The sequence below is a fragment of the Parabacteroides caecihominis genome (assembly GCF_023656785.1).
GTDB classification, from domain to species: domain Bacteria; phylum Bacteroidota; class Bacteroidia; order Bacteroidales; family Tannerellaceae; genus Parabacteroides; species Parabacteroides segnis.
Genome location: NZ_JAMOKS010000010.1, coordinates 133,427 through 156,800, shown reverse-complemented (window position 1 = coordinate 156,800; position 23,374 = coordinate 133,427). Strand labels below are relative to the sequence as shown.

The 23,374-nt window shown below is 44.9% G+C and carries 12 protein-coding genes; 8 read left to right on the top strand and 4 right to left on the bottom strand.

Translation table 11 applies throughout. From position 1 onward, the window contains the following. Positions 1-207: 207 nt before the first annotated feature. The 5 genes from NBH14_RS10430 to NBH14_RS10410 all read left to right on the top strand — a co-directional run bounded on the left by NBH14_RS10430 (position 208) and on the right by NBH14_RS10410 (position 15,041). Positions 208-8,145: an MBG domain-containing protein gene (locus tag NBH14_RS10430; protein ID WP_250817405.1), complete on the top strand. Its 7,938-nt coding sequence runs from the start codon at positions 208-210 to the stop codon at positions 8,143-8,145. A 19-nt stretch (positions 8,146-8,164) separates the two neighbouring features. Continuing rightward, positions 8,165-11,875, top strand: coding sequence for an MBG domain-containing protein (locus NBH14_RS10425; RefSeq protein ID WP_186959073.1), 3,711 nt, complete (start codon positions 8,165-8,167; stop codon positions 11,873-11,875). Between the two features lie 110 nt (positions 11,876-11,985). Next, the gene (locus tag NBH14_RS10420; protein WP_186959072.1) at positions 11,986-12,957 is read left to right on the top strand and encodes a T9SS type A sorting domain-containing protein; all 972 of its coding nucleotides are present in this window, start codon (positions 11,986-11,988) and stop codon (positions 12,955-12,957) included. Between the two features lie 93 nt (positions 12,958-13,050). Further along, positions 13,051-14,175, top strand: coding sequence for an aldose epimerase family protein (locus tag NBH14_RS10415; protein ID WP_186959071.1), 1,125 nt, complete (start codon positions 13,051-13,053; stop codon positions 14,173-14,175). 506 nt (positions 14,176-14,681) lie between these two features. After that, a complete protein-coding gene (locus NBH14_RS10410) occupies positions 14,682-15,041 on the top strand; it encodes a hypothetical protein (protein WP_128133436.1) in 360 nt (119 codons plus the stop codon). 6 nt (positions 15,042-15,047) lie between these two features. Here NBH14_RS10410 and porE read toward each other — a convergent pair whose 3' ends face one another. Beyond that, the gene (porE, locus tag NBH14_RS10405; RefSeq protein WP_186959070.1) at positions 15,048-17,039 is read right to left on the bottom strand and encodes a PorE family type IX secretion system protein; all 1,992 of its coding nucleotides are present in this window, start codon (positions 17,037-17,039) and stop codon (positions 15,048-15,050) included. Positions 17,040-17,109: 70 nt separating this feature from the next. Next, positions 17,110-18,327, bottom strand: coding sequence for an S-adenosylmethionine:tRNA ribosyltransferase-isomerase (locus NBH14_RS10400; protein ID WP_186959069.1), 1,218 nt, complete (start codon positions 18,325-18,327; stop codon positions 17,110-17,112). 118 nt (positions 18,328-18,445) lie between these two features. Here NBH14_RS10400 and NBH14_RS10395 point away from each other — a divergent pair, with 118 nt between their 5' ends. The 3 genes from NBH14_RS10395 (at position 18,446) to NBH14_RS10385 (ending at position 22,383) form a co-directional block, all read left to right on the top strand. After that, entirely contained in the window at positions 18,446-19,519 is a 1,074-nt protein-coding gene (locus NBH14_RS10395; protein ID WP_186959068.1) for a DUF2027 domain-containing protein, read from the top strand. 203 nt (positions 19,520-19,722) lie between these two features. Next, a complete protein-coding gene (locus tag NBH14_RS10390; protein WP_186959067.1) occupies positions 19,723-20,199 on the top strand; it encodes a CYTH domain-containing protein in 477 nt (158 codons plus the stop codon). Positions 20,200-20,223: 24 nt separating this feature from the next. Next, positions 20,224-22,383, top strand: coding sequence for a S46 family peptidase (locus NBH14_RS10385; protein ID WP_186959066.1), 2,160 nt, complete (start codon positions 20,224-20,226; stop codon positions 22,381-22,383). A gap of 123 nt (positions 22,384-22,506) precedes the next feature. Here the strand turns inward: NBH14_RS10385 and NBH14_RS10380 are convergent, their stop codons facing one another. Together NBH14_RS10380 and NBH14_RS10375 are read right to left on the bottom strand one after the other, a co-directional pair. After that, a complete protein-coding gene (locus NBH14_RS10380) occupies positions 22,507-22,677 on the bottom strand; it encodes a DUF8506 family protein (RefSeq protein WP_007654848.1) in 171 nt (56 codons plus the stop codon). Next, positions 22,670-23,269 (bottom strand): ATPase, encoded by a 600-nt coding sequence (locus tag NBH14_RS10375; RefSeq protein WP_007654847.1) that lies wholly within the window; start codon positions 23,267-23,269, stop codon positions 22,670-22,672. Before NBH14_RS10375 ends, NBH14_RS10380 begins: the two co-directional genes overlap by 8 nt. Positions 23,270-23,374 lie beyond the last annotated feature (105 nt).

The window sequence follows — 23,374 nt, the reverse complement described above, 5'->3', positions numbered from 1 at the left end:
TTTATTCACGGCCGGGGCCTTTTTGCCTATTTAAAGTGCAAATAAATAATGTCTTACGAAAAGCCACGATTCCTCATTAAACATAATGAACGTGTCGTACGTGAAATATTTGAGAAGGTTCAGCAGTGTACCCTAAATTATATCCCCTGCATGAATTGGATCAATGCGTGATAGAAATAGAATATTAAAAATGAAATACTATAAAGTATGGGAAAAATATACTTTACTGATATAAGCAGAAGGTTACTTCTGTTTGCATTACTGTTGGTGGGGTTTGTGACGCAAGCGCAGGCTATTACTACTACCAGTAATGTAATTGTGTTTAGAGAGATTCCATATGTGGATAATGGAAATCTTAATGAACTTAAGTTTGGAGCCACGGCTGATGATGTTAAAAGTTTGATTATTGCATATCAAAGGATAACAACAGAATCCTCCAGCAGTCCCCAGTTTTTTGATGATCGTTTGGATGGTACCAACAAACAGTTTAAGGGACAGGATTTTAGTGCAATAGTTTCTGAGTTAGGAACTTTGACTTCTTATGATAGTCCGAGGCTTGAAGGTTTACCGGCAAGTATTGAAGGAACTACTGAGGTCCGGATGAAAGAGTATTCCAGACATTCGCCTGATTTAACTTATAATGATCCTATATATTATTATATATTGAGGGTTGGTGCAGATGGTAAAGTTGTAAGTTTTACTTTATGCGAGCAGAGAGTTAACTGGGAAAATGCCGTGGCTTATACGATTGGTAATATAAACTCGGTAACAAAGAGAGTTGAATTACCTTTATACACCATTACTGCTACGGATAACCTGGCTAATGTAGTCAGCTTAAAAAGTGACATTGCAGACAGGTTGACAACTTCAACCGGAACTCCGATTTATGCCAGTGATATTACTTTAAGCAGTCCGACTGGACCTGTTACTTCTGATAAACTGGCGGGAGGAACTTTTCATTATACGGCGAAGCTGACGACTCCGGCAGGGGTTAAATATTCATTTACCCGTTCCGACGGTGTAAATGTTGCTCCGGTAGAACCGGGACAAACCAATGTTTCTGTCCTGGTTGAAGGCGCTATTGTTGTAACTGATAAAAAGGTGGTAACTATAAAGGTGCCGGCCAAGGAAATCTTAGCCCATTATGAAAAGGAAACGAAGGCCAATGCTGTAGAGCTGGCTGATGAAATCTATAATCTGATAGAAGCCGAAATACCAGGCACTGAAAAGAACGATATACATATCTCAGATGTGAAGATATCTAATGGCGGTACAGTCTATATCGATGGGTTAACTGCACAGAATTATACATATACATTTGAAATAAACATTAATTCGGATGATCTGATCGTTGACTTTGTCCGGTCGAATGCCCAGATAAGTGGTGTTACAACAATTGATCCGACGAGAGTAGAAGGTATAGCAAACAGACAGTTGGTGGGTGTCGGTAACAGTATTGTAATAAAACCGACTCTTGAAGCTTCTGTATTTACAGTAGCAAATTATACTCCGATAAGTGCCCAGGTTCAGGACGAAACAGCATTGAAGAGTGCTATCCTGGCCGGTCTGTCCAAAAAGAACCAGACGCTGATCAATGATGGCGTGCTTTCGTTCGAAAACATACAGATCACAGGCTCGCCTGCATATCCTTTGGCAGTAGGTACTTATTCCTATACTTTTGATGTTCGTGCAAAGAAAGATCTGAAGATTGGTTTCACCGATGCTGAGACTACGGCAGCCCAGGTTATTCTGGAAGGCCAGACAGGCAGCTTCAATGCTGTGAATAAAGTAGAAGTAAAGAAATCAGTTGTAGCCGCAACCGGCAAAGTTATTTTCCCGGCTAAATTTACGGCTGTAACGTATGGTACCGATCCTTCGACATCCTTGCGTAATGCTATTTCGCTGGATAAGATGCCGGATATGGCACAGGGGTATTCTCTGACATTGGTCGCTGCCGATAATACGGAATACGATTTACTGACAACCCCGACTCCTCCGGCAGGAACCTACACCCTTAAACTGACATTGCCTACCAGTGATGTTTACGATTTCTCTAAAGTAGCCGTTGATAACGGAACAAGAGCAACGGGTGATGTCTTTACGGCTACTGCCAAGTTCACGATCAGCCAGCAAAAGATTGGGGAAGTAGAACTCCCTGTCTGGTTGCAGACTACCGCTTTAGGACAGTTGGATGCCGTGACGGTAAATAAGGCGAAGAATAGAATCCTGAGCCAGATATCAGCTATCAGAGGTATCGCTGATGTTAAGATTTATACAAACGACGGCTTCAATTCGGAAGTAACCAGTGGTAAATTGACACCGGGTAATGTATATAGTTATATTGTTACATTGGATGCTAACTATACGGATGGTGGAAAAACAACAACTTCGGTTGGTTCGCAATTTGTATCGTTTGACAAAGCAACAAATAGTTATAAGGTTAAGAATGTTATTTCCGTAAAGAAAACATCTGTAACGATTGCGTTGCCGGATCGTATCACAAATCCGATCGAGATAGGCAGTGAGTTTGCTTCTGTTCCCGATTTGGCAGCTTATCTGGCCGCCTCTATCAATACGATCAACGAGACGATGTTTACTGAAACCGGATTAACGGCTACAGTAACGGGTATCTCTCAATTACCGACAGCCGATAATACACAGATCGCTTATACGGTGACAGTTTCCGATCCTTCCGATCCGGACTATAAATCGAAATACGATTATACATTTGTGACCGGTGGTTCTGTATCTTCAGGAAATCTGCAGGCGACAGAAAATGTATGTGTATTCAATAACGCCTTGTTGTTTGTAAAGATTTTGCCGACAACAGCAACAACTATGCGTCTGCCGAAGTATTCGGAAACGTATGTGTACGACTGGAAAGCAAAAGACGTAACGACTCTGATAGCCAACGATCTGTTGTTGAAGAATGCTGGTATCCTGACAGTAGAAAAGAACGGAAACAAATATACTCCTAACTATGCCGTGGCTCTTCTGAATGCCCAGGGTACGGTTGTCGGTCAGAATAATGCAGTAGCAGAAGGAACAACGTATGGCTATAAGATCACTATCAACAAGAGCAAATATTTGCAGGCGGTTGATCTTGACATGCAGAATGTGTATGTGGATAATTCCGCAACAGATAAGATTGTTATTACTTTTGTGAACAGCGTTGAAATCAAACTCCGTAACGATGCAAACTTCGTATGTAAGGATGCTTCCGTGACTATGAGCGGTGTTGATTTCGAATATGATTTTGTGGCTGGTATCACGAAAAAGGAAATTATCGAACGCATCAAATCTGCCATCCTGTTTGCCAATCCGGGTCTGGCTGAATATATTGGTGATGTAACATTGCCGAATATCAACCGCGACAGAGATATTACAGATAAAAACGGTGATTTCAAGTCTGCTTATAAAGTCGTATTTACCGATGCTGTAGCAGATTTCAAATCGATCACAGTGAATGGCAGTACAACAGGAGTTACCACAGAAGGTACTTCTTATGTATATACCGGAAACTTCGGCCTGATTGCCCGTCCTGTATTAACGATCAAGTTAAATACTTATACATTCAATAAGAACGACGGTAGCCTGACAGATGAGGTGATAGAACAATGGATTAAAGCAGATCTGCTGTTGACAAATCCGGATCTGATGGGTGTGACTATTTCTTCGGTTCTGTACATACCTCGTACACTGGCTTATACTGTTTTCTTCCAGAGTTCATCAAAGGTAAGAGATGTGAAATTTGATCCGTCCGGTGTTATTGTTCTTCCTAATTTGGGAGGCGGTTTCTCCGGTACTTATATCCGCTCGATCACATTCGGTGATGAGGGTGATATTCCAGGAGTTCCTTACTATATGAATGCGGCACTTCCGGCTTATATCAAGAATCCGCTGACATTCGGCAAGACTGCCGAAGAATATGGAAATGATATCCTGACCGATATCCAGAAACGGATTAAGGCTGACAAAGAAGCTTTATTCCCGCAGATACCTACTTTGAGTAACTGGGGTGGAAAGATTTCTTTGATCTACAACGAATCGGGCAACACATCGGAAGCGATTGCAGATAATTCATATCCGGAGGTAACTAACGTATATGGTTATAAACTGGAATTTGCCAATAAAGCAGACTTCGAGAAATTCTATAAGTTTGCTTACACGGTAAGTGAAGGACAGTTGGAAGCAGACGGAAATGAATTTGTCTACAAACTGTCTGTTGCTATCCAGAAAGCAAAACATAAAGTGACATTGCCATTAGTAAACGTTACTTACCGCGATATCAATACGAAACTTGCTTTGCAGGATTCTATCAAGAATGCTATTCTGGAAGATCCGGCCAATGCTAAGTTCTTTGCAGATGTGGCTAAACTTATGAAACCGGCGAAGAGCTTAACTGTGACTTTGGATGCTCCGGCAGAAGGCCCTGTTCCTGCAAAAGCGGGTTATGGATATACTGTTGTGTTCGCAAATCTTGTCACTAACAATATTGCGATTACACTGACCGGTAGCCAGAAGCTGAATGTAAACAAAGCGGCTATAGAACTAACCTTCCCGGTAACTTCTTACAAATACGGAAGAACTAAAGTCTCTATTGAAAACGACCTGTTGAACAAATTTATCGATGGCAACAACGACCTATTCAGCCTGTATGCTTGCCTGGCAGATAATTTGTCTGATATGTTTACAATAAATCTGGATAATGTAAGTGCTACTCCTCCTGCTGTTGGTGACTATCCTTATACGATTACTGTAAAAGAAGGCCAGCGGACTGCATGGGACAACTTTACATTTACTTATAACGGAAATACAGCATTCGTCGGTTATGCACATCAACAGGGTGACGGTGTTTCAATCGGACAGCGCAAACTGACTGTTACATTGCCTACTTATTTGGCTGCAACCGCCGAAGAAGGAACAGCTGCTAAAGCTGCCTTCACATTCGGTAAAGCAACGAAAGCGGAAATCATCAAACAGATTACCGATGATATCCTGGCATTGAATGCTAAGCTGACAACCGATAATATGGTAGCGGTAGACCTGGTGATTACCAACAAACAGATGGATAAGCAAAATCCGGTGATCGGTAATTACAGCTATACGGTAGAGTTGACTTCCGACGATTATACATTCGTCTATGCTATCGAAGGCGCAGAAGTTACAACTATTCCTGATTCGGAAGCTGTTACTGCTGTAGATGCGGTGAAAGTGGTAGCTCCGGGTATCGTTGTTGCATTCAGCGAAGAACAATTGAAAGGTGTCTGGAGTATTGTAAGCGGTGTTCCTGTTTACGACCTGACAAATCTGACATTGGCTGCCGATGATTATGGATTTAGCTTGGTATCTATCGAGGAAGATCCTGAAAATCAGAAAGCCGCAATGACGGAAGCCCGCTGGAACCAGTTATTTAGTACGAATAAACTACATTGGGCGTTGTATCGTAACAACAAACTGCAATTCCACGGGAATACACTGAATAGCGTATTGGTTGATTCGATCAAGAATAACGTGACTCAAGGTAACTATAAACTTCGTATCGTTGATGCTTCTACATTGAAATCTGCTATCGGTAACTTCGACATACAGCTCGACACTGATCTGGCTAATCTGAAAGTGACTGCGGCAACCGTAGAAGTAAAAGCAGGTAAAGATGTTTATACAAAAGTATATGGAACAGAAGTGACAAAGGCAGCAGACCTGAAGGTTGCACTGAACTTTGTAACTGAACCGACTCTGAAAGCTGCGAAGTTGCTGGCTGAAAAGAACGTGATCGACTTGTTTGAAACAATTCTGCCGGTTGACGAAGATGTGTACGAAGCAGATGCTCCTATAGGCGATTACCAACTCCGCGTAATTGATGATATGACAAGAGAAATGTTGACTCCGGTTATCGGTGTTAAGTTTGCCGCCAGCGAAGCGCAGGCAAAAGTAACTGTAACTCCGGCGCCGTTGACAGCTGCAGATTTGACTGTCACTCTTTCTGTAACCCGTGAATACGGTGAAGATGCAACAGATGCTGACGTTTATGCCGCTGTGACAGGTAAATTGTCTGACGCATTCCAGGCAGAGATCAGCAAATTGCTGAATGCAGAAAATGTGAACCGTACAAGCTGGTTGGATTTGTCGGGTGTCAATAAGAAAACAGACGTTGGTACTTATGAATTACGTCTGACTTCTTCAGCTGCCGCACAGATTGCAGCATTGCTTCCGAACTTCGATATTACAGGTGCTACTATTGTTAATGCTGGTCTGACGGTTACGAAGGCTCCGCTGACAGTACGTGCGAAGAGTTATAGCCGTCCGTATGGCGGTGGTAACCCGGATCTTGAAATCGAGTATATCGGTTTGAAGAATAATGAATATGAAAATCTGGCAGACGTATTCTCTGTAATGCCGAAGATCGCTACGGATGCTAAATCCGATTCACGTGGTTCTTACGACATCTACTTCACGACAGAAGGTGTTGCACGCAACTATACGGTAACGCATGAAAACGGAACGTTGTCTATCGATAAGATCCGTCGTACGATCATCTGGCCGGAAGATCAGCGTAATCTGGTCATACCGGTCGGTGAAACTGTTGAGTTGTCCGCTTACCTGAAATCGGAAGCTGACGGCAAGCCGTCTATCAATGATATCCGTTACGAACTGTCGGGCAACGATCGCGAACGTGTTATCCTGTCTGAAGTTGCCAGAGGCAAGTATGCTGTAACAGGTCATGTACGTACGGAAGGCGACAACTATGTAACCATCACGGTATATGCAGACGGTGACGATACATACGAAGATGCAACTCCTGTAACAGGTACGATCAAAGTGATCGCTCCGGAAGGTGACGCAGCTAAAGTAAACGTGATCGTTTCCAACGTAACAAGTATTTATGACGGCAATCCTAGAACTGTCAGCGTGAAGGTGACCGACGTAGAAACAGGTGAAGAAGTGAAAGACTTCAGTATCTATTATGAAGGCGACCAGCTGGGTTCAGTACCGACAACTTATCCGTCATCACAGGATGCTCCGACAGATGCCGGTGTATATACTGTAACGGTGAAGGCTACACTTGGTTCTGTCACTTATGCTTACACCGCTAAGAATAAAATGGTGATTGCTCCGAAAGCCGTGGTGGTAACAGCCCGTAGCTTCGACATCAAGTACGGCAATGAATTGCCTTCTTATGCAAATGCTTACGATTATAATAAGAATGACTTCCTGAATGGTGAAGACTTTAAGGTTGGTCAGGCTCCGGTTGTACGTATTGAAGCATACAACGGCAAGGCTGGTTCTTATAAACTGACTCCGTATTCGGCACAGGACTTCGGTCGCAATTATGTGGTTACTTATGTTTCCGGATTCCTGAAAGTCAGCAAAGCTGCTTTGACGATCCTGGCAGATAATAAGGAATCGGTTTACGGCAAGGATCTGGAAGAACTGACTTATACAGCTACAGGTTTCGTGAAAGGTGAGACGTTGAAAGATCTTGGTTTCGCTCCGCGTATCAGCTCGACTGTTACAAGAACATCAGATGCAGGAGTTTATCCGATCACATTCTCTGATAACTATACTTCAGACAATTACGAAGTTTCTTACGTGGACGGCAAATATTCTGTTATCGCTGCTTCGCAGAAGATCACATGGAATCCGGAAAGCGTGATCGACGTAGAAGGTGGAGATGTTATTCTGACCGCTTCTGCTTCAAGTAAACTTCCTGTAACATTCAATTCGTCTAACGATGCTGTTGCATACGTGAACCAGATTGGGGATGCATGGATTCTGACTCCGGTTACTTCCGGAACCGTAACGGTTACAGCTATGCAGCATGGTAACAAGAACTATAACGCAGCTGAACCTGTAGTGGTAACATTCCTTGTAGACGACGAATATCTGTCTGTCGATAACGAAAAGATCACAGTAACAGACTACATCGAAGTATATCCGAGACTGTTTACCCATTCTGTAACAGTGGCCGCTCCTTCTGAAATCAAGCAAGTTGAATTGCTGTTGATGAACGGTACGTTGCAGAAAGTAATTCGCAAACCGGGATCTGTTATTGATCTGTCATCGTTTGGATCAGGTATCTATCTGCTCAATGTAACATTGGAAGACGGAACCTTCAAATCAGTGAAGATCATTAAGAAGTAACCTGTAAAACTAATTTAGTATGAAGAAATATATTAAATCAATATTAACATCGAGGAAGCAGCTTATGCTGCTTCCCCTGATGCTTGTTTCAGGCGGTATCATGCAGGCGCAAACGGCTGTTCCCGATACCATATATGTAAGTTTCAATGCCGCAGATCCGGTAACGATGACTTACGGACAGGACATGAATACGGTTGTTTCCGATGCTGGCTTGACAGGTAGTAGTTTTAGTTATCTGTATGTGAAAGCAGAGGACGGTACGACCAGCGGTTTGAATGGAACCGTATCTTTCAAGGACGGTGCTACCGTAGCCAATGTATTGAAATTTTCTGCGACGCCGACAGTCGGAGGCGGACAGGCTCTTGGGTTTGTAGCCGATAATCTTTCGGATTATTTTAGCTATACGGCAAATGGTGAGAATGTAGTTTTCTTTACCAGTAACCGGAATGATGCGACTATAACTCGAACATTGACAGTGAATAAGGCTACATTGAGCATTGCAGCCAAAGACACCAGCCGTTTCTACGGAGACGAAAACCCGGCAACTCCTTGGTCTGCCAAAGACTTTGTGTTCAGCGGGTTCGTAAATGATGAAACGGAGGCTATTTTTACTAATTCACAAGTGAATGTATTGCCGAATGTATCTTTCCCGACTGCAACTAAAACGGCAGCAGCAAATACCTTGCATGTTATTCAGTTGGAAGGTGGACAAGCTCAGAATTATGAGTTGAATCTACAGATATCTACCGGTGGAGCTTCTCTCGGAGGTGTTCTGACGATAAAACAATCTCCGCTGACACTGGCTGTTCCCGACAGCGCACGTTTGTATGACGATGCGAATGTGAAGAACATCTTCGGAAAAGAACTCCTCATCACAGAAGGTACTTTGAAGAACGACCAGACGCTGGAGGCATTATTCGGTACAACCAAACTGCAGGTAGTTCATACGGCTACTTCGGCTGCATTAGGTCAATCAAAAAGTGATGTTGGAACATATAGTTATGAGTTAAATGCTGCAGCAACAACTACAGTGTCGACTACTCTTTCTAACTACGATATCCAGGCAATCGCTGCAGGAAAGTACGAAGTGAAGCAAGATACCATCACGATCACCGTATTCCCGGCTGATGCAGAAGTTATTATCAACGATAAACCGGTCAAGGTAATGCAAAAGATTTACGGTGAACCTAATCCTGACGGTTATTTCTATCTGGCTAAACGTCTGGAAACTGGTAGTGCTCCTTCTTATGCGTTCTCGAAAACAGCTGAGGCAGTAAATTATATTTCTGCGACAGCCGAAGGCGACAAAGGCTTCAAAGTAGTTCCGCTTGCCGGATACTTCGATTATGAAGGCAAGAAAGCAACAGAAAAGACTGAAGTAAACCTGAAGCGTGAGAAACCGAATCAGAAAGAAGACAGCTTGTATGTTGCCAAAGTGGATAACATCGACAAAGTATCTTCGCTGAACTACGCATTCAAAACTGTTGACGGTTCGTTCCTTATCAACCAGCGTCCGCTGGCTGTCTGGAAAGTGATCGTTGACCGTATATATGGTGAAGCCGATAAGGATACGACCTGGACGTTCGAACCGAACGATGCCGACAAAAAACGTGGCTTAGCCATCTTCGATGCGAAATATCAAACAACAACAACTCCTGACGATATCATCGACTTCATGCCGAAAGTTGTCGTTAAGCCGGTTGCTGCCGATAATACGTTGCATGCAGGTTCTTACAACGATACACTGCATATCAAAGTAGTTACCGAAGATAAGTCTATCCAGCCTCCGTTCCAGGCAAAGGACCGTAACTATAAGTTGATCATGAACACGCTGGTTCCCGGTACAATGACCAACGACAGTGTCCGCTTGGAAGTGGCGAAAGCTCCGTTGATCATCCGTCTGGATACAATCAAGAGAGCATACGGTTCAACTGATCCTGAATTTAATAAAGCGGAAGTTCAGAAAGAGTTTATCTCTTACGAAGGCTTCAAGCTCGACGAATCGGCTAACAGCCTGGATTCGACTGCTACCGTAGCTGTCGGAAACCGTATCAAGAACCTGGTTCTTAATAACCGTCCGGCGGGTATCTTACCGGTTGGCACCTATGAACTGACCGGTATCACCGATATCAACAAGGAAAATCCGAACTATGAAATTACAATTGTAGGAAAGGCACGCTATCAGGTGTATCCGGATAACAGTTATGTCATGGTTTGGACTCCGATACAGAATGAATTGATCGTGGGTGACCTGGTTCGTCTGAATGCAGTTGTAAAACAAGGATCGACCGTGATTGCCGAAGGTTCACAGATTATTTACGAATCATCCAATCCAGCTCTGATCCAGGTTGAGAAGGTGGAAAGCATCTGGTATTTGCGTGCAAAAGCGCTGACAGAAAACGATGGTGTTACCATTACTGCCCGCTACAATGCAGAATCCGGACAGGAAGAAGCGTTGAAGTCGGAAGTATTTAAAGTAGTACGCCTGAAAAACGAAGCAGACTACAATGTCGTATTAGGTAATATGGTCTTTGATTACGATGGTAAAGGTAAAGCAGCCGATGTAAAACTGACCGATCTGAAGGGTATTACCACATACACTCCGATCGTCACTTATAACGGTGATTACGATCTGCCGGTCAATGCGGGAACCTATAACATCTCCATCTTTGTGAAACATAACGGTTCCGAACTGCTTGTCCGCAAGGAAAAGATGCAGATCAATCCGCGTGAAGTGTATGTGAAACCGAAGGATGCATTGATCTCTTACGGTGAGGCTTTGCCGTCGACATTCGAATATACTTATTCCGGCTTTATCGGCAGCGACGACTTCAAGGCGTCTTCTGCTCCTTCTGTAAAAGTTTCCGGCGACATAACCGGTGCAGGTAATTATACATTATATGTAGAAGGTGGCGACCCAGGTACAAACTATACAATCGTAGGAGGTATGGGGACACTTACTGTATCGAAAGCTCTGTTGAAGATCAGCGCCGGAACCGTCAACATCGTTTACGGTGATGATATACCGGAATTCAAACCGGTATACGAAGGCTTCGTCGGCAACGATAATCCGGATGCCCTGAACTTCCTTTACACGGTGAAAACGAATGTGAAACCGGTCAATGCCGGCACTTATGATCTGATTATCGACTGTCTGAGTTCGGATGAAGACAACTATGCCGTGACATTGGTTCCTGGCAAGCTGAACATTGCGAAAGCTGCAGCCGGATTACAGTATTCAGTTGAATCGACAACGATTACGGTTGGTGATTCCGTTCTGCTGTATGCGAACTGCGAATCTCCGGCGAAGATATCTTTTGCTGCTGAACGTATTGATATTGCAGGTTTACGTGACCATGTAGAGGGCGTACACGTTATCGGTAAATCCGAAGGTGTAACCAAAGTCTACATGACTATACCGGAATCTACAAACCATCTGGCGTATCGTGATTCTGTGACCTTCAATGTGAAGTTGGGGGCAGTAGGCAATGAGTCGATCACTTTGCAAGGTGTCGGTTTGTATCCTACAATCGTAGAATACAATGCGACAGTTGTTTCCGAAATACCGGTAGAAGCAATCTATGTGATTGATGCATCCGGTAAACTTCAGAAATTGTTCAGGAATCCTGAGCAGGTTATCGACCTGAGCCAGTTGCGTAGCGGTTACTATCTGGTACGGATCGTCCTGACGAATGGCGAAGCGAAGACTGTAAAGATTGTTAAGAAATAGTTCTTTCCTATTTCCCTTTCGGGAAGTGGATAAAAAATCGGAGCCCCTCGGATATTATTCCGGGGGGCTTTTGTATATTTGTCATGTAAACTACTATAAAATAATGTATTATGAGTAAATGTCTACTAAGGATTTTGTGCTGTGTCCTGATTATTAACGGAGCGGCTTTTTTTAGTTATGTGAGTGCCCAGTCTGTTCCCAATGGCGATTTCTCTGCTGAATGGGAGACCGGCTATAATGGAGTCGGCAAGCAACCTGCTTTCTGGAAAGCATCGAATGTCAGTCAGATGGGTGTGAAGAAAGAGTTGGTAACCCGCAATTCGGATGGTTCCGTGCAGTTGACCAACCAGTTTGTCGGGTTGTTCTCAATCGGGTCGAATGCGCCGGCTTATATCTCTTTGGGAACTCCCTGGGTATATGCCAATATTTCGGATATATCCAAGAGTGACGGAGGAACAACCGGAGGAATAGAATTTACCCATCGTCCGGATTCTATTGTCGGCGTATTCAAACGTAAAGTCGTTGCGGAAGAGATTGGCTGGATAGTCCTTTATCTTTGGAAAGGAACAGTCGTTTCCCAAAGTCCGGATGGCAAAGAGTTGATCGATAATGAGAAAGACGTGCTGGCGGAGAATGGCTCTGTTACCCTGATCGGTAAAGCTGAATTTAAAATAGAAGGCGAGTTATCCGACTGGACGCGTATCTCGGTACCTGTCGACTACCTGTCGGAAGAAGCCCCGGAGAAGATGAATATAACTATATCCGGTGCCGATTACCGTAATCGCAGCCTGATAAAGGAGAATAACACCTTGTCGGTGCAAAGTGTGGAACTTATCTATAAAGACCCGGTTTCAACAGAAAAAGTGCAATTGCCATCCGATTTGATTTCTGTCGTTGATAATATCCTGTATCTGAATGGTAATTACAAAAACCTGATGGTTTATGCAATGAGTGGAAAACAGGTCTACTATTCTGCCCGTCCGGGAGAAACCGTTTCCCTGTCCTCACTTCCTGTTGGAATTTATTCCTTGAGAGTCGAAGGAGAACAAGGTGTGCAGACGATGAAGTTCCGGGTTCGTTAAAAGATATTATTATTCGGAGGATGAAGGAGATTCTGACTAGAATGGCGTATATTTGCCCTATATCCAACAAACACTTTAATTTATCAATTTGAAATGAAAAGACTATGTATGGCTGTTATGGCAATGTGTTTATTGCTGTCATGCGGCGAAAAAAGAGAAGAGGCTACACTCTCCGGGTTAATGAAGTCTGATTTTGTATCGGAAGTGGAAGGTAAGCCGACTGCCTTGTATGTGTTGAAGAATAAAAAAGGGGCAGAGGCTTGTATTACAAACTACGGTGGACGCCTGGTTTCTGTAATGGTTCCGGATAAGAATGGTAAAATGACCGATGTCGTGCTGGGTTATGACAATATTGGGCAGTATGTGCAGTCAGACGGAAACTACGGTGCTTTGATCGGACGTTACGGAAACCGTATCAATCAGGGTAAGTTTACTTTGGATGATGTTGAATATACTCTTCCTCAAAATAACGGTGCGCATTGCCTGCATGGTGGTCCGCAGGGGTATCATGCCCGCATGTGGGATGCTAAGCAGCTGAACGACCAGGCACTGGAGTTGACTTATCTTTCAAAAGACGGTGAAGCCGGTTTCCCCGGAAATCTGGATATCAAGGTTACTTATACGCTGACGGATGACAATGCTGTCGGTATCAAATATGAAGCAACAACCGATAAGAAGACGGTTGTGAACCTGACAAACCATAGTTACTTCAATCTCTCCGGTGTTCCCGGTTCCGATGTGTTGGACCAGTTGGTTATGATTAATGCGGACAACTATACTCCGGTAGACAGTACCCTGATTCCCGTAGGTATCAGTCCTGTTGATGGAACTCCGCTGGATTTGCGTACTCCGGTCGCTATCGGCAAACAGATTAACGACCCGTTCCAGCAATTAGTGTTCGGGCGTGGGTATGACCTGAACTGGGTACTGAATACAAACGGCGATAAGAATGTTCTGGCAGCCAAGGCGTATTCTCCGACCAGCGGTATCGCTCTGGAAGTATATACCAATGAACCGGGTATCCAATTCTATACCGGAAACTTCATGGATGGAAAAGATACCGGAAAGCATGGTGTCTTATATCCGCATCGTGGTGCTTTGTGTCTTGAAACACAGCATTATCCGGACAGTCCCAACCATCCGGATTTCCCGAGTGTAGTGCTTAATCCGGGAGAAAAGTACCTCAGTGAATGTATTTATAAGTTTACGGTGGAGTAAGTAGTTCCAGTTTGTAGAAAGGAACGCGGACGACGCAGACGGAGCGCAGAATAACGCAGATAATATTTTAATTAATAAGTCTGCGTTATTCTGCGCTTTCTGCGTCGTCTGCGTCCGGTAATATCCTTTTGGTATATCTTTTTTCTTGTTAATAATTCTTTGCAAAGAATATATATTATTGCTTTTAACTATCTTTGTTTCGTTCAATGGGGAAGCCGTCCTTTGAGTTTCGGTTACTCTCCAGGGGAACGATATGTAAGCGTTTAAGATATTATCTTTGGAACTGAAAATCGCCAAGTTTCTAGTCGGACGAAGATGATAGACAACTGAACGCTCACGCTTGTTATATATACTCCTGTATATAGAATAGAGCGTGGGCTGTTGTCTTATTATTTGTTCGATGGGTGTTTGGCGATACCTCAGTTCCGAATAATGGATTAACAGTTTCCACGCTTCTTTATGATATAAAATGCCAAACGAGGGAAACGGAGCGGCTTGATTGACGTATGAACCCAAAAGAAAGAGAACGGATTGCTGTTTGCCGTGTTTTATTGGATATCGCCGAAGGAACGGAGGGTTATGCCTCCGTATCTGATTGTCCTCATTATCAACAGTTGCAGAATAAAATCCTTTTGACGGAGCAGGATTTCGAGAAGGCACGGGATACCTCGGTCCTGGAAAGTCTGGTGATCCTGAAAGGGGCGCATTACAACACCAAGATGATGTTGGCACTGACCGTATGTGACCTGTATTCAGAGTATATGGTTATTCCGCTTAACTACCGCCTGGTTTTCGAAACATTGATGAGTGCGATTGACTGGCCCATCTCTTTTTCCGAAGTGCTGGCGAAGAGTAAAACGGAATAACAACCTTTAGAACAGGTTATAGTTTGTTCTGAGTACTTTAAATTCTGTGCGGCGGTTTATCTGGTCTGCTATTTCCTGTTGTTCGGGAGTCAGCGTCAGGATAAACTCTTCCGTCAATACATCTCCTTCATTCAGGAAATCGTAGTTCTTAGCCATTTTCTTATTGATAACTTTCGGTACGCTTTCGCCATAGCCTTTGGCTTCCAGGCGTTCTTTTTCGATACCTCCTGCAATCAGGTAATCCACCACTGATTGGGCACGGCGTTGTGCCAGGCGTTCGTTATACTGGTCGCTTCCCTTACGGTCGGTATGCGCTCCCAACTCGATTGTCACGTTCGGGTTGTCGTTCAGCATCTTAATCATTTCATCCAGTGCCTTCTGTGATTCGGGGCGCAGGGTTGCTTTGTCGAAGTCATAGAAGATATTTTCGATAACTACCGGTTTGCTTATCGGGGAGAGGTAGAAGTCTACGATATACGTCTCGTTCTTTTCTTCCGGTCCGGTTTTCAGTTCGAAATTCTGGTTGAGGTAACCGCGGGCACTTGCCATCATTACGTAACGGATATCACGTTCCAGTTCTACGCGGTAGGTACCGTCTTTTTTTGCCAGTACTTTTTCATTCAGACCGTCTTTTCCGACGATGCGGACTGTTGCGTCTTCAATCGGATTCTCGTCCACATCAAACACGATACCTTCGATAAAGATAGTTATGATAGGAAGTTCGAATGAGTACAGGTGGTCGTAGCCGCGGGCGTCATTGCGGTTGGAGCTGAAAAAGCCTTTCTCCTTATCTCCTTCGAAGGTGATGCCGAAATCGTCTCCCATCGAGTTGATGGGTGCTTTCAGATTCTCGACATGCCATTTGCCGGTGCTGTCCTGGGTTGCTTTGAACAGGTCCAGTCCGCCCATGCCCGGATGGCCGTTGGAGGCGAAATAGAGTGTGACGGAATCGCGTACGTACGGAAACATTTCGTCGCCCGGTGTATTGATGTCCGGCCCTAGGTTTTCCATGGGGCCGAAGTCATTACCTACGAGCCGGGAGCGGAATATATCTTTTCCCCCGAAACCGCCGACAGCGTCCGATACATAATACAGGTATTTCCCGTCGGGCGAGACTGCCGGGTGTCCCAGGGCAGTAACCGAGTCTTTCACGATGCTGGCACGCGTCCCTTTTCCCCATTTGGCGCTACTGCGGGTGGATACATATATTTCTGACGTGCGCGGTCCTTCCGGGTCCTGTGCGCAGTAGGTGTAGTACATGGTGTTGCCGTCTTTCGAGAAAGAAGGAGTTCCTTCATCAAATTCGGTGTTTACTTCATCTTCCAGTTCGACGGGGGCGAGCCAGTTGCCCTGTTCATCCTGTTTGATCAGGAAGAAGTCGTTGTTTCGTTGGCCGGTGATGGCACTGATCGTTTCGTCTTTGTCCTTGTTGGCACCTTTCGGTGTACGGGAAGAGGTGAAGTAGAGTTGGTCGTATTTCTCACCGTAAAGCATCGGGCAGAATTCGCCGCGGCGCGAGTTGAATTTCTCCATCCGCTTGACGATATAACGGTTCGGGTTTTGTTTCCATTGCGGGGCCAGTTCGCTTCCTTTGATACCGTTGAGGGCCAGTTGGCTTTCCGGGTTTAATAACAGGAAGTCGTTGTAATGGCGTATGGCGTCCATATATTTCCCGCTTTTCTGGTACATCTGTCCCAGGCGCAGGCTCACGATACTGTCGGGATAGTCATAGCGCAGCGCATTCATATAGGCACTGGTCGCCCTCGGAGTGTTATTGATAAGCCGGTTACATTCAGCCATCCGGTAGGCGATATACCCGCGTAAATCCCGTTTCTGCGGAGACGTTTTCGTATACACCTTCCGATAAATAGCCGCCGCCTCAAAGTATTCACCAATCCGTTGCTTCTCTTCTGCATCGCTCAGCTTCGCCGATTTGCAGGAAAACAGCAGTAATGCGGTTAAAAACAGTAGTATATAGGGAGTAATCTTCTTATTCATCACCGGATAATCTTTATATTATGTAATAACGAACGGATTGATAGGATATTGCCCGGACCGGGATTCATTATTATAATAGCAGCGAACTATCCCCATAACTCAAAAAACGGAAATTATGTCCCAGGGCATAATCATAGATGTTCTTCCAATCGCCTTTTACGAAGGCTGAGATTAACAGCAGCAAAGTGCTTTTCGGCTGGTGGAAGTTGGTGACGATTCCTTTTACAATCTTGAATTCATATCCTGGGGCAATGATAATCTGCGTGGCTGTAATCAACGTATTCAGCTGGTGTTTGTCCAGATAATCGAGTATGTTTTGCAAAGCCTCGGCCGGTGTCAGGCGGTTATTGGCGTCCTCATACGGCATCCATTGTCTGACAATCAGCTCTTCGGAAGTCGCATCCGGATGGGCGGCAAGCGTGACGCCGATATAATACAGGCTTTCGAGCGTGCGGACAGAAGTCGTACCGACAGCAATGATTTTGCCGAAATTCTGCATTACCCGTTCAATAGTGCTGCGGCGTACGGAGATATATTCGGTATGCATTTCGTGCCCTTCTATCGTTTCGCTCTTGACAGGTTTGAATGTCCCGGCCCCGACATGCAACGTCAGTTCTTCACGACCGAAACCTTTGGCATCCAGGTCGGCCAGTACTTCCGGTGTGAAATGAAGTCCGGCTGTCGGTGCGGCAACCGAACCTTTTATCTTGGAGTAAACAGTCTGATAAGTCTTTAAATCACTTTCTTCCGTTTTCCGGTGAAGATACGGAGGTATCGGAAGTTCTCCCGCGGCATCCAGTACTTCGGCAAAGCTGAAACCGCCATCCCAACTGAAACGTATCTGATGCGTCTCTCCGTAACTCTGTACTTTTTCGGCAGATAGTCTGACCGTCTGGCCCGCGACGGTAATCTCCCGGGAAAGAACCGGCTCCTTCCATTTTTTAGCGTTTCCTATCAGGCAAATCCAGTTACATGCTTCTGTCTGCTGAAAGATAAGTTCATAATCGTGCGGGGCGGCAGGGTCGAGGCAGAATACTTCGATTTGTGCCCCTGTTGCACGTTGGAATAACAGCCGTGCCTGGATTACGCGGGTATTGTTGAATACCATCAGTGAGCCTTTCGGCAGATAATCCGTAATATGCTTGAAGACGCTTTCGCTGACCTTTCCGTCACGGTAAAGTAATAATTTGGACTCGTCCCGCTTGGGTAGGGGAAACTTGGCGATTCGTTCATCTGGCAACGAATAATTATAATCTTCAATACTTATCTGTTGAGTTTTTGTAACCATTGCTATCTCTGTTTATCAGGCACATTCTTGTTGAACCCGGGTGCAAAAGTACAAATTTGTATGATATTATGGTATAATGAAGTATCTTTGTCGATACGAAATATAAACGACAAAAGCTATGAGTAATATAAAGGTAGGTGATAAAGTCCGCTTCCTGAATACAACGGGAGGCGGTATCGTGCGTGGTTTTAAAGGAAAAGACCAGGTACTGGTGGAAGATGAAGACGGATTCGACATTCCGGCGCTGATTCGTGAATGCGTTGTGGTTGGCGGAGAGAATGAGATGCAGGTGCATAGTTCGAACCGTCCGAAAGTACAGCCGCAACCGCAGGTGCAACAGTCGGCCCCTAAACCGCAGCCGAAACAGGAGGAAGTGAAAATAGAAGAAACTGCCGAGGGGGAACGGATGAATATCTACCTGGCTTATCTTCCGCTCGAACCGACAAAGGTCATGCAGCAAAGCGGTTATGAAGCCTATTTCATCAACGACAGCAACTACTATCTGTTCTTCAACTATATGAACCGCCATAACAACAGCTGGGTCAGCCGTTACAATGGTCTGATAGAACCGAATACGAAAATCTTCCTGGAAGAATTCGGCAAGGAAGACCTGAACGACCTCGAACGGATATGCGTGCAGCTGATTGCTTTCAAGAAGGACAAACCTTATTCCCTGAAGAACTCCATCTCCGTAGAGTTACATCTCGATACGGTCAAATTCTATAAGCAGCATTGTTTTATGGAAAACGATTTCTTCGAGGAAGACGCAATGGTGTATCCCATCGTTCGCAACGACGTGCCGGAAAAGGAATTGCTTGTTTCTGCGGCCGACCTGAAAGAGGCGATGTATCAGAAAGCTCAGGAAGACCGTCGTGCCTCTCAGACTATCGTGAAGAAGAAATCGGACAGCGCCGTATTGGAAGTCGACTTGCATATTACGGAACTGCTGGACAATACAAACGGATTGAGCAACGCGGATATGCTGACCTACCAGTTGGATAAATTTCATGAAATACTGGGTAAGTACGCAAATCATAAAGGACAAAAGATTGTCTTTATCCACGGCAAAGGGGATGGCGTTCTGCGTAAAGCGATAGAAAAGGAACTGAAAACAAGATACAAACAATACTATTATCAGGATGCTTCTTTCCGTGAATACGGTTTTGGAGCCACTATGGTGACTATCAAATAAGAATTACCTCCTGATAAACAGCCAATAACAACCGGGTAAATCTTATTTACCTTTGCAGGAAATCTGTTGCCGACAGTGTCGAAAGCTTTGCCGACAGCGTCGACAATTTTGCTGACAGTGTCGACAATATTGCCGACGTCGTCGGCAACAACTTCCCTGCTGAGGAAAAAGGTATTAGCTCCGGTTTATAACAGCAACAAGCTATGGCAACCGAAATAGAAAGGAAATTCATTGTAAAGGGAGACTTCTCTAAAGAAGTCTGCAATTCCCAGCGTATCGTGCAAGGTTACATCTGTTCGCAGCCCGGTCGTACGGTGCGTATCCGTATAAGAGGTGAGAAAGGTTTTCTTACCATTAAAGGCCCTTCCGATGATAAAGGCCTGAGCCGTTACGAGTTCGAGCAGGAGATTCCTTTGCCGGATGCCGAACAGCTTCTGACCCTCTGTGAACCGGGAGTTATCGACAAAGTGCGCCATCTGGTCCGCGCCGGCAAACATACCTGGGAGGTTGATGTCTTCCACGGAGCCAACGAAGGCCTGGTTATGGCCGAAATAGAACTGGCCTCCGAAGATGAACCGTTTGAGAAACCCGACTGGATAGGGGAAGAGGTCAGTGGCGACCGTAGATATTACAACTCGATGCTGACTAAGGAACCCTATTCCCAATGGACAAAGAAATAATAATAATTTAAACAATAAAACACCATGAAGAAAATCTTATTATCCGTTCTGGTCGCCGCTTTGTCATTGCCCGCTGTTGCGGACGAAGGCATGTGGTTGCTTCCGTTGCTCCAGCAGCAGAAGTTTCCGGAAATGCAGGCGCTGGGACTTAAATTGCAGGATTACGATATCTACAGTCCTGATTCCGCATCCCTGAAAGATGCAGTCGTTATCTTCGGCGGAGGCTGTACAGGTGAAATCGTTTCGCCGGACGGCCTGTTGCTGACAAACCATCATTGCGGATACGGCCAGATACAACAACACAGTACGCTGGAACATGATTATCTGACCGATGGCTTTTGGGCAACAACCCGCGACCAGGAATTGCCGAACCCCGGACTGACCGTCACCTTCATCGACAAGATAGACGATGTAACCGACTATGTAAAGAAAGAACTGGAGAAAGATACAGACCCGCAAAGTATGAACTTCCTTTCCCCGAAATACCTGAACGGGTTGGCGAAAGCCAAAGTCGGAGAAAAGTTCCTGCAGGATAATCCCGGTACGGAAGTAGAGATTAAGGCTTTCTACGGAGGTAACGTATATTATATGTTCACGAAGAAAATCTATTCCGACATCCGTCTGGTCGGTGCTCCCCCTTCATCTGTCGGTAAGTTCGGTGCGGATACCGACAACTGGATGTGGCCACGTCATACCGGCGACTTCTCCGTCTTCCGTGTTTATGCCGAAGCGAACGGTAATCCGGCGGAATATTCCGAATCGAATGTCCCGCTACGTCCGAAACGCTGGTTTAAAATATCCGTCAAAGGTGTTGAAGAAGACGATTATGCCATGATGATGGGATTTCCCGGCCGCACAAACAAGTACTATACCTCCTGGGAGGTGGCCGAACGTCGCGATATAGACAATACTGTCCGTATCAATATCCGTAACCTTCGCCAGGAAGTCATGTTGGACGAGATGCTGAAAGACCCTTCTGTCCGTATCCAGTACGCCAGCAAATATGCCGGTTCGACCAATGCCTATAAGAATGCTATCGGAAGCAACTGGGCAATAAAGAAACGTAACTTCGAGCAGGTAAAGAAAGAAGAACAAGACCGTCTGATTGCCTGGGCGCAAAAGAATAACGAATCAAGCTACCCGGAAGCCTTGTCGACCCTTGAACAGATAGTTTCCGACCGGAAAGACCTCCGTTTCCGTAGCTGGATGCTGGATGAGGCCATCCAGCGTGGAATTGAATTTACAAAAGTACCGACAGAGGTGCAGTCCGTCAGTGATGCCCTGAGCGGAAAAGACCGCAACGAGCAACAGAAACAAATCCGTCTGCTGGATATGGCTTACCATCGTTTCGCCGATAAGGATTATGCCCCGGAAGTAGACAAGAAGATTGCAAAGGTCATGCTGAAGGAATACCGCCGCCTGGTTCCCGCAAAGTCCCAGCCTGCTTATTTCTCTTTGATTGACAAGAAATTCAAGGGTGATGTAGACCGTTTTGTAGATTACCTGTTCGATAAATCTATCTACGGGAGCGAAGAGAACTTCGACAAGTTCAAAACGCGCCCTTCCGTGAAAGCCCTGGAGCAGGACCCGATGATCTTGTTTGCCAAATCCGTGCAGGAGGAAAAAGCGAATCTGAATGCCGCCCTGGCCGATTTCGATACCGGATATGCGTTGGCTCATAAAGAATATGTAAAAGGATTGCTGGCAATGTATCAGGATAAAGCCAATTTCCCCGATGCCAATTTCTCTCTGCGCCTGACCTATGGACAGGTGAAAGGCTATCGTCCGAAGGATGCCGTTTATTATAACTGCCAGACCACTCTGGACGGTGTGATGGAAAAGGAAGATTCTACGAATTGGGAGTTTGTTGTACCGTCCCGCCTGAAAGCGCTTTATGAAGCCAAAGACTTCGGCCGCTATCAGATGCCCGACGGACGAATGCCGGTAGCCTTCAGCGCAACGACCCATACTACCGGAGGTAATTCCGGCAGTCCTGTCCTGAATGCGAACGGCGAACTGATTGGTATCAACTTCGACCGTAACTGGGAAGGTGTAGGCGGCGATATCCAGTACTTGCCGGACTATCAGCGCAGTATCATCGTCGATATCCGTTATGTATTATTCCTGATCGACAAATATGCCGGAGCCGGCTATCTGCTGGAGGAGATGGATTTGGTAGAATAATAGGAAAGAAATCTGAATTCCGGATAGCTGGATGTGAACGTCTGGGCTATCTGGGAGGGATTAAAGCCATAAAAAAAGCGAATGATTGATACAATCACTCGCTTTTTTTATATTCTGATATAATTAAAACATGCCTTTTTCAAGTTCAGCTGCTTTTACGCGGAAAATATATCCGTTACGTGAGAATACTAATTCTCCGTCTTCTTTCTTTTTCTGGTTAACTAAGCGTTGAAAAGCTATATTGGCTCCTTTAACTATATTCTCTTCAAATTCTCTTACTTCTTGTTCACTCATGATGTTCAAGTTTAGTGTAAATATCCGAATTATATATCTCTTTTTTTTCATTCTTGAATCCTTTGGCGATTACTTCCATCGGAGACATAGAATTGTCTGTTACCATCCAATAATCACTAATGGGGATATATAGTTCAAAAAGATTGTGAATACCCGCCTCGTATCTGCGACGGATAGTACTTTCCGGTATGTTATGACCACCGGCAGCCACTCTCATTTTTACCCGTTCCACTGCCAAATCCGGCGTATTCAACCAGAAATATAACAATGTCACATAATATCCTTCCCTTTGTGCTTCCCTGATCAGGTTTGCGACTGATCGGGTGGCGAGCGTAGTTTCCATTGCAAAAGTCTCACCGGCTGCGATGAGTTCTTTGATGCGCTTATACATAATACGGCTTGCTTCTACAGCTACGGCGATACTATCTGCATTAAAAGGGGAAAGCCCCTTGGCTATCTCGTCGGAATTCACGAACTCCTTACACTTCAACATTTCTGGAAGTATTGTAAAGGAAGCCGTTGTTTTTCCTGCTCCGTTGCAACCTGATATTATATATAAATATGGCACTATTTGCTGCTTTTGACAGGGCAAATATAGATAATAGTTTTATATGTTGTACAATTTATTTCTCAAAAATCGTGAAAATGTGCAGAATTTGTACGAATAACCCCGCATTTCGTTGTTTCGGAGGGCTGT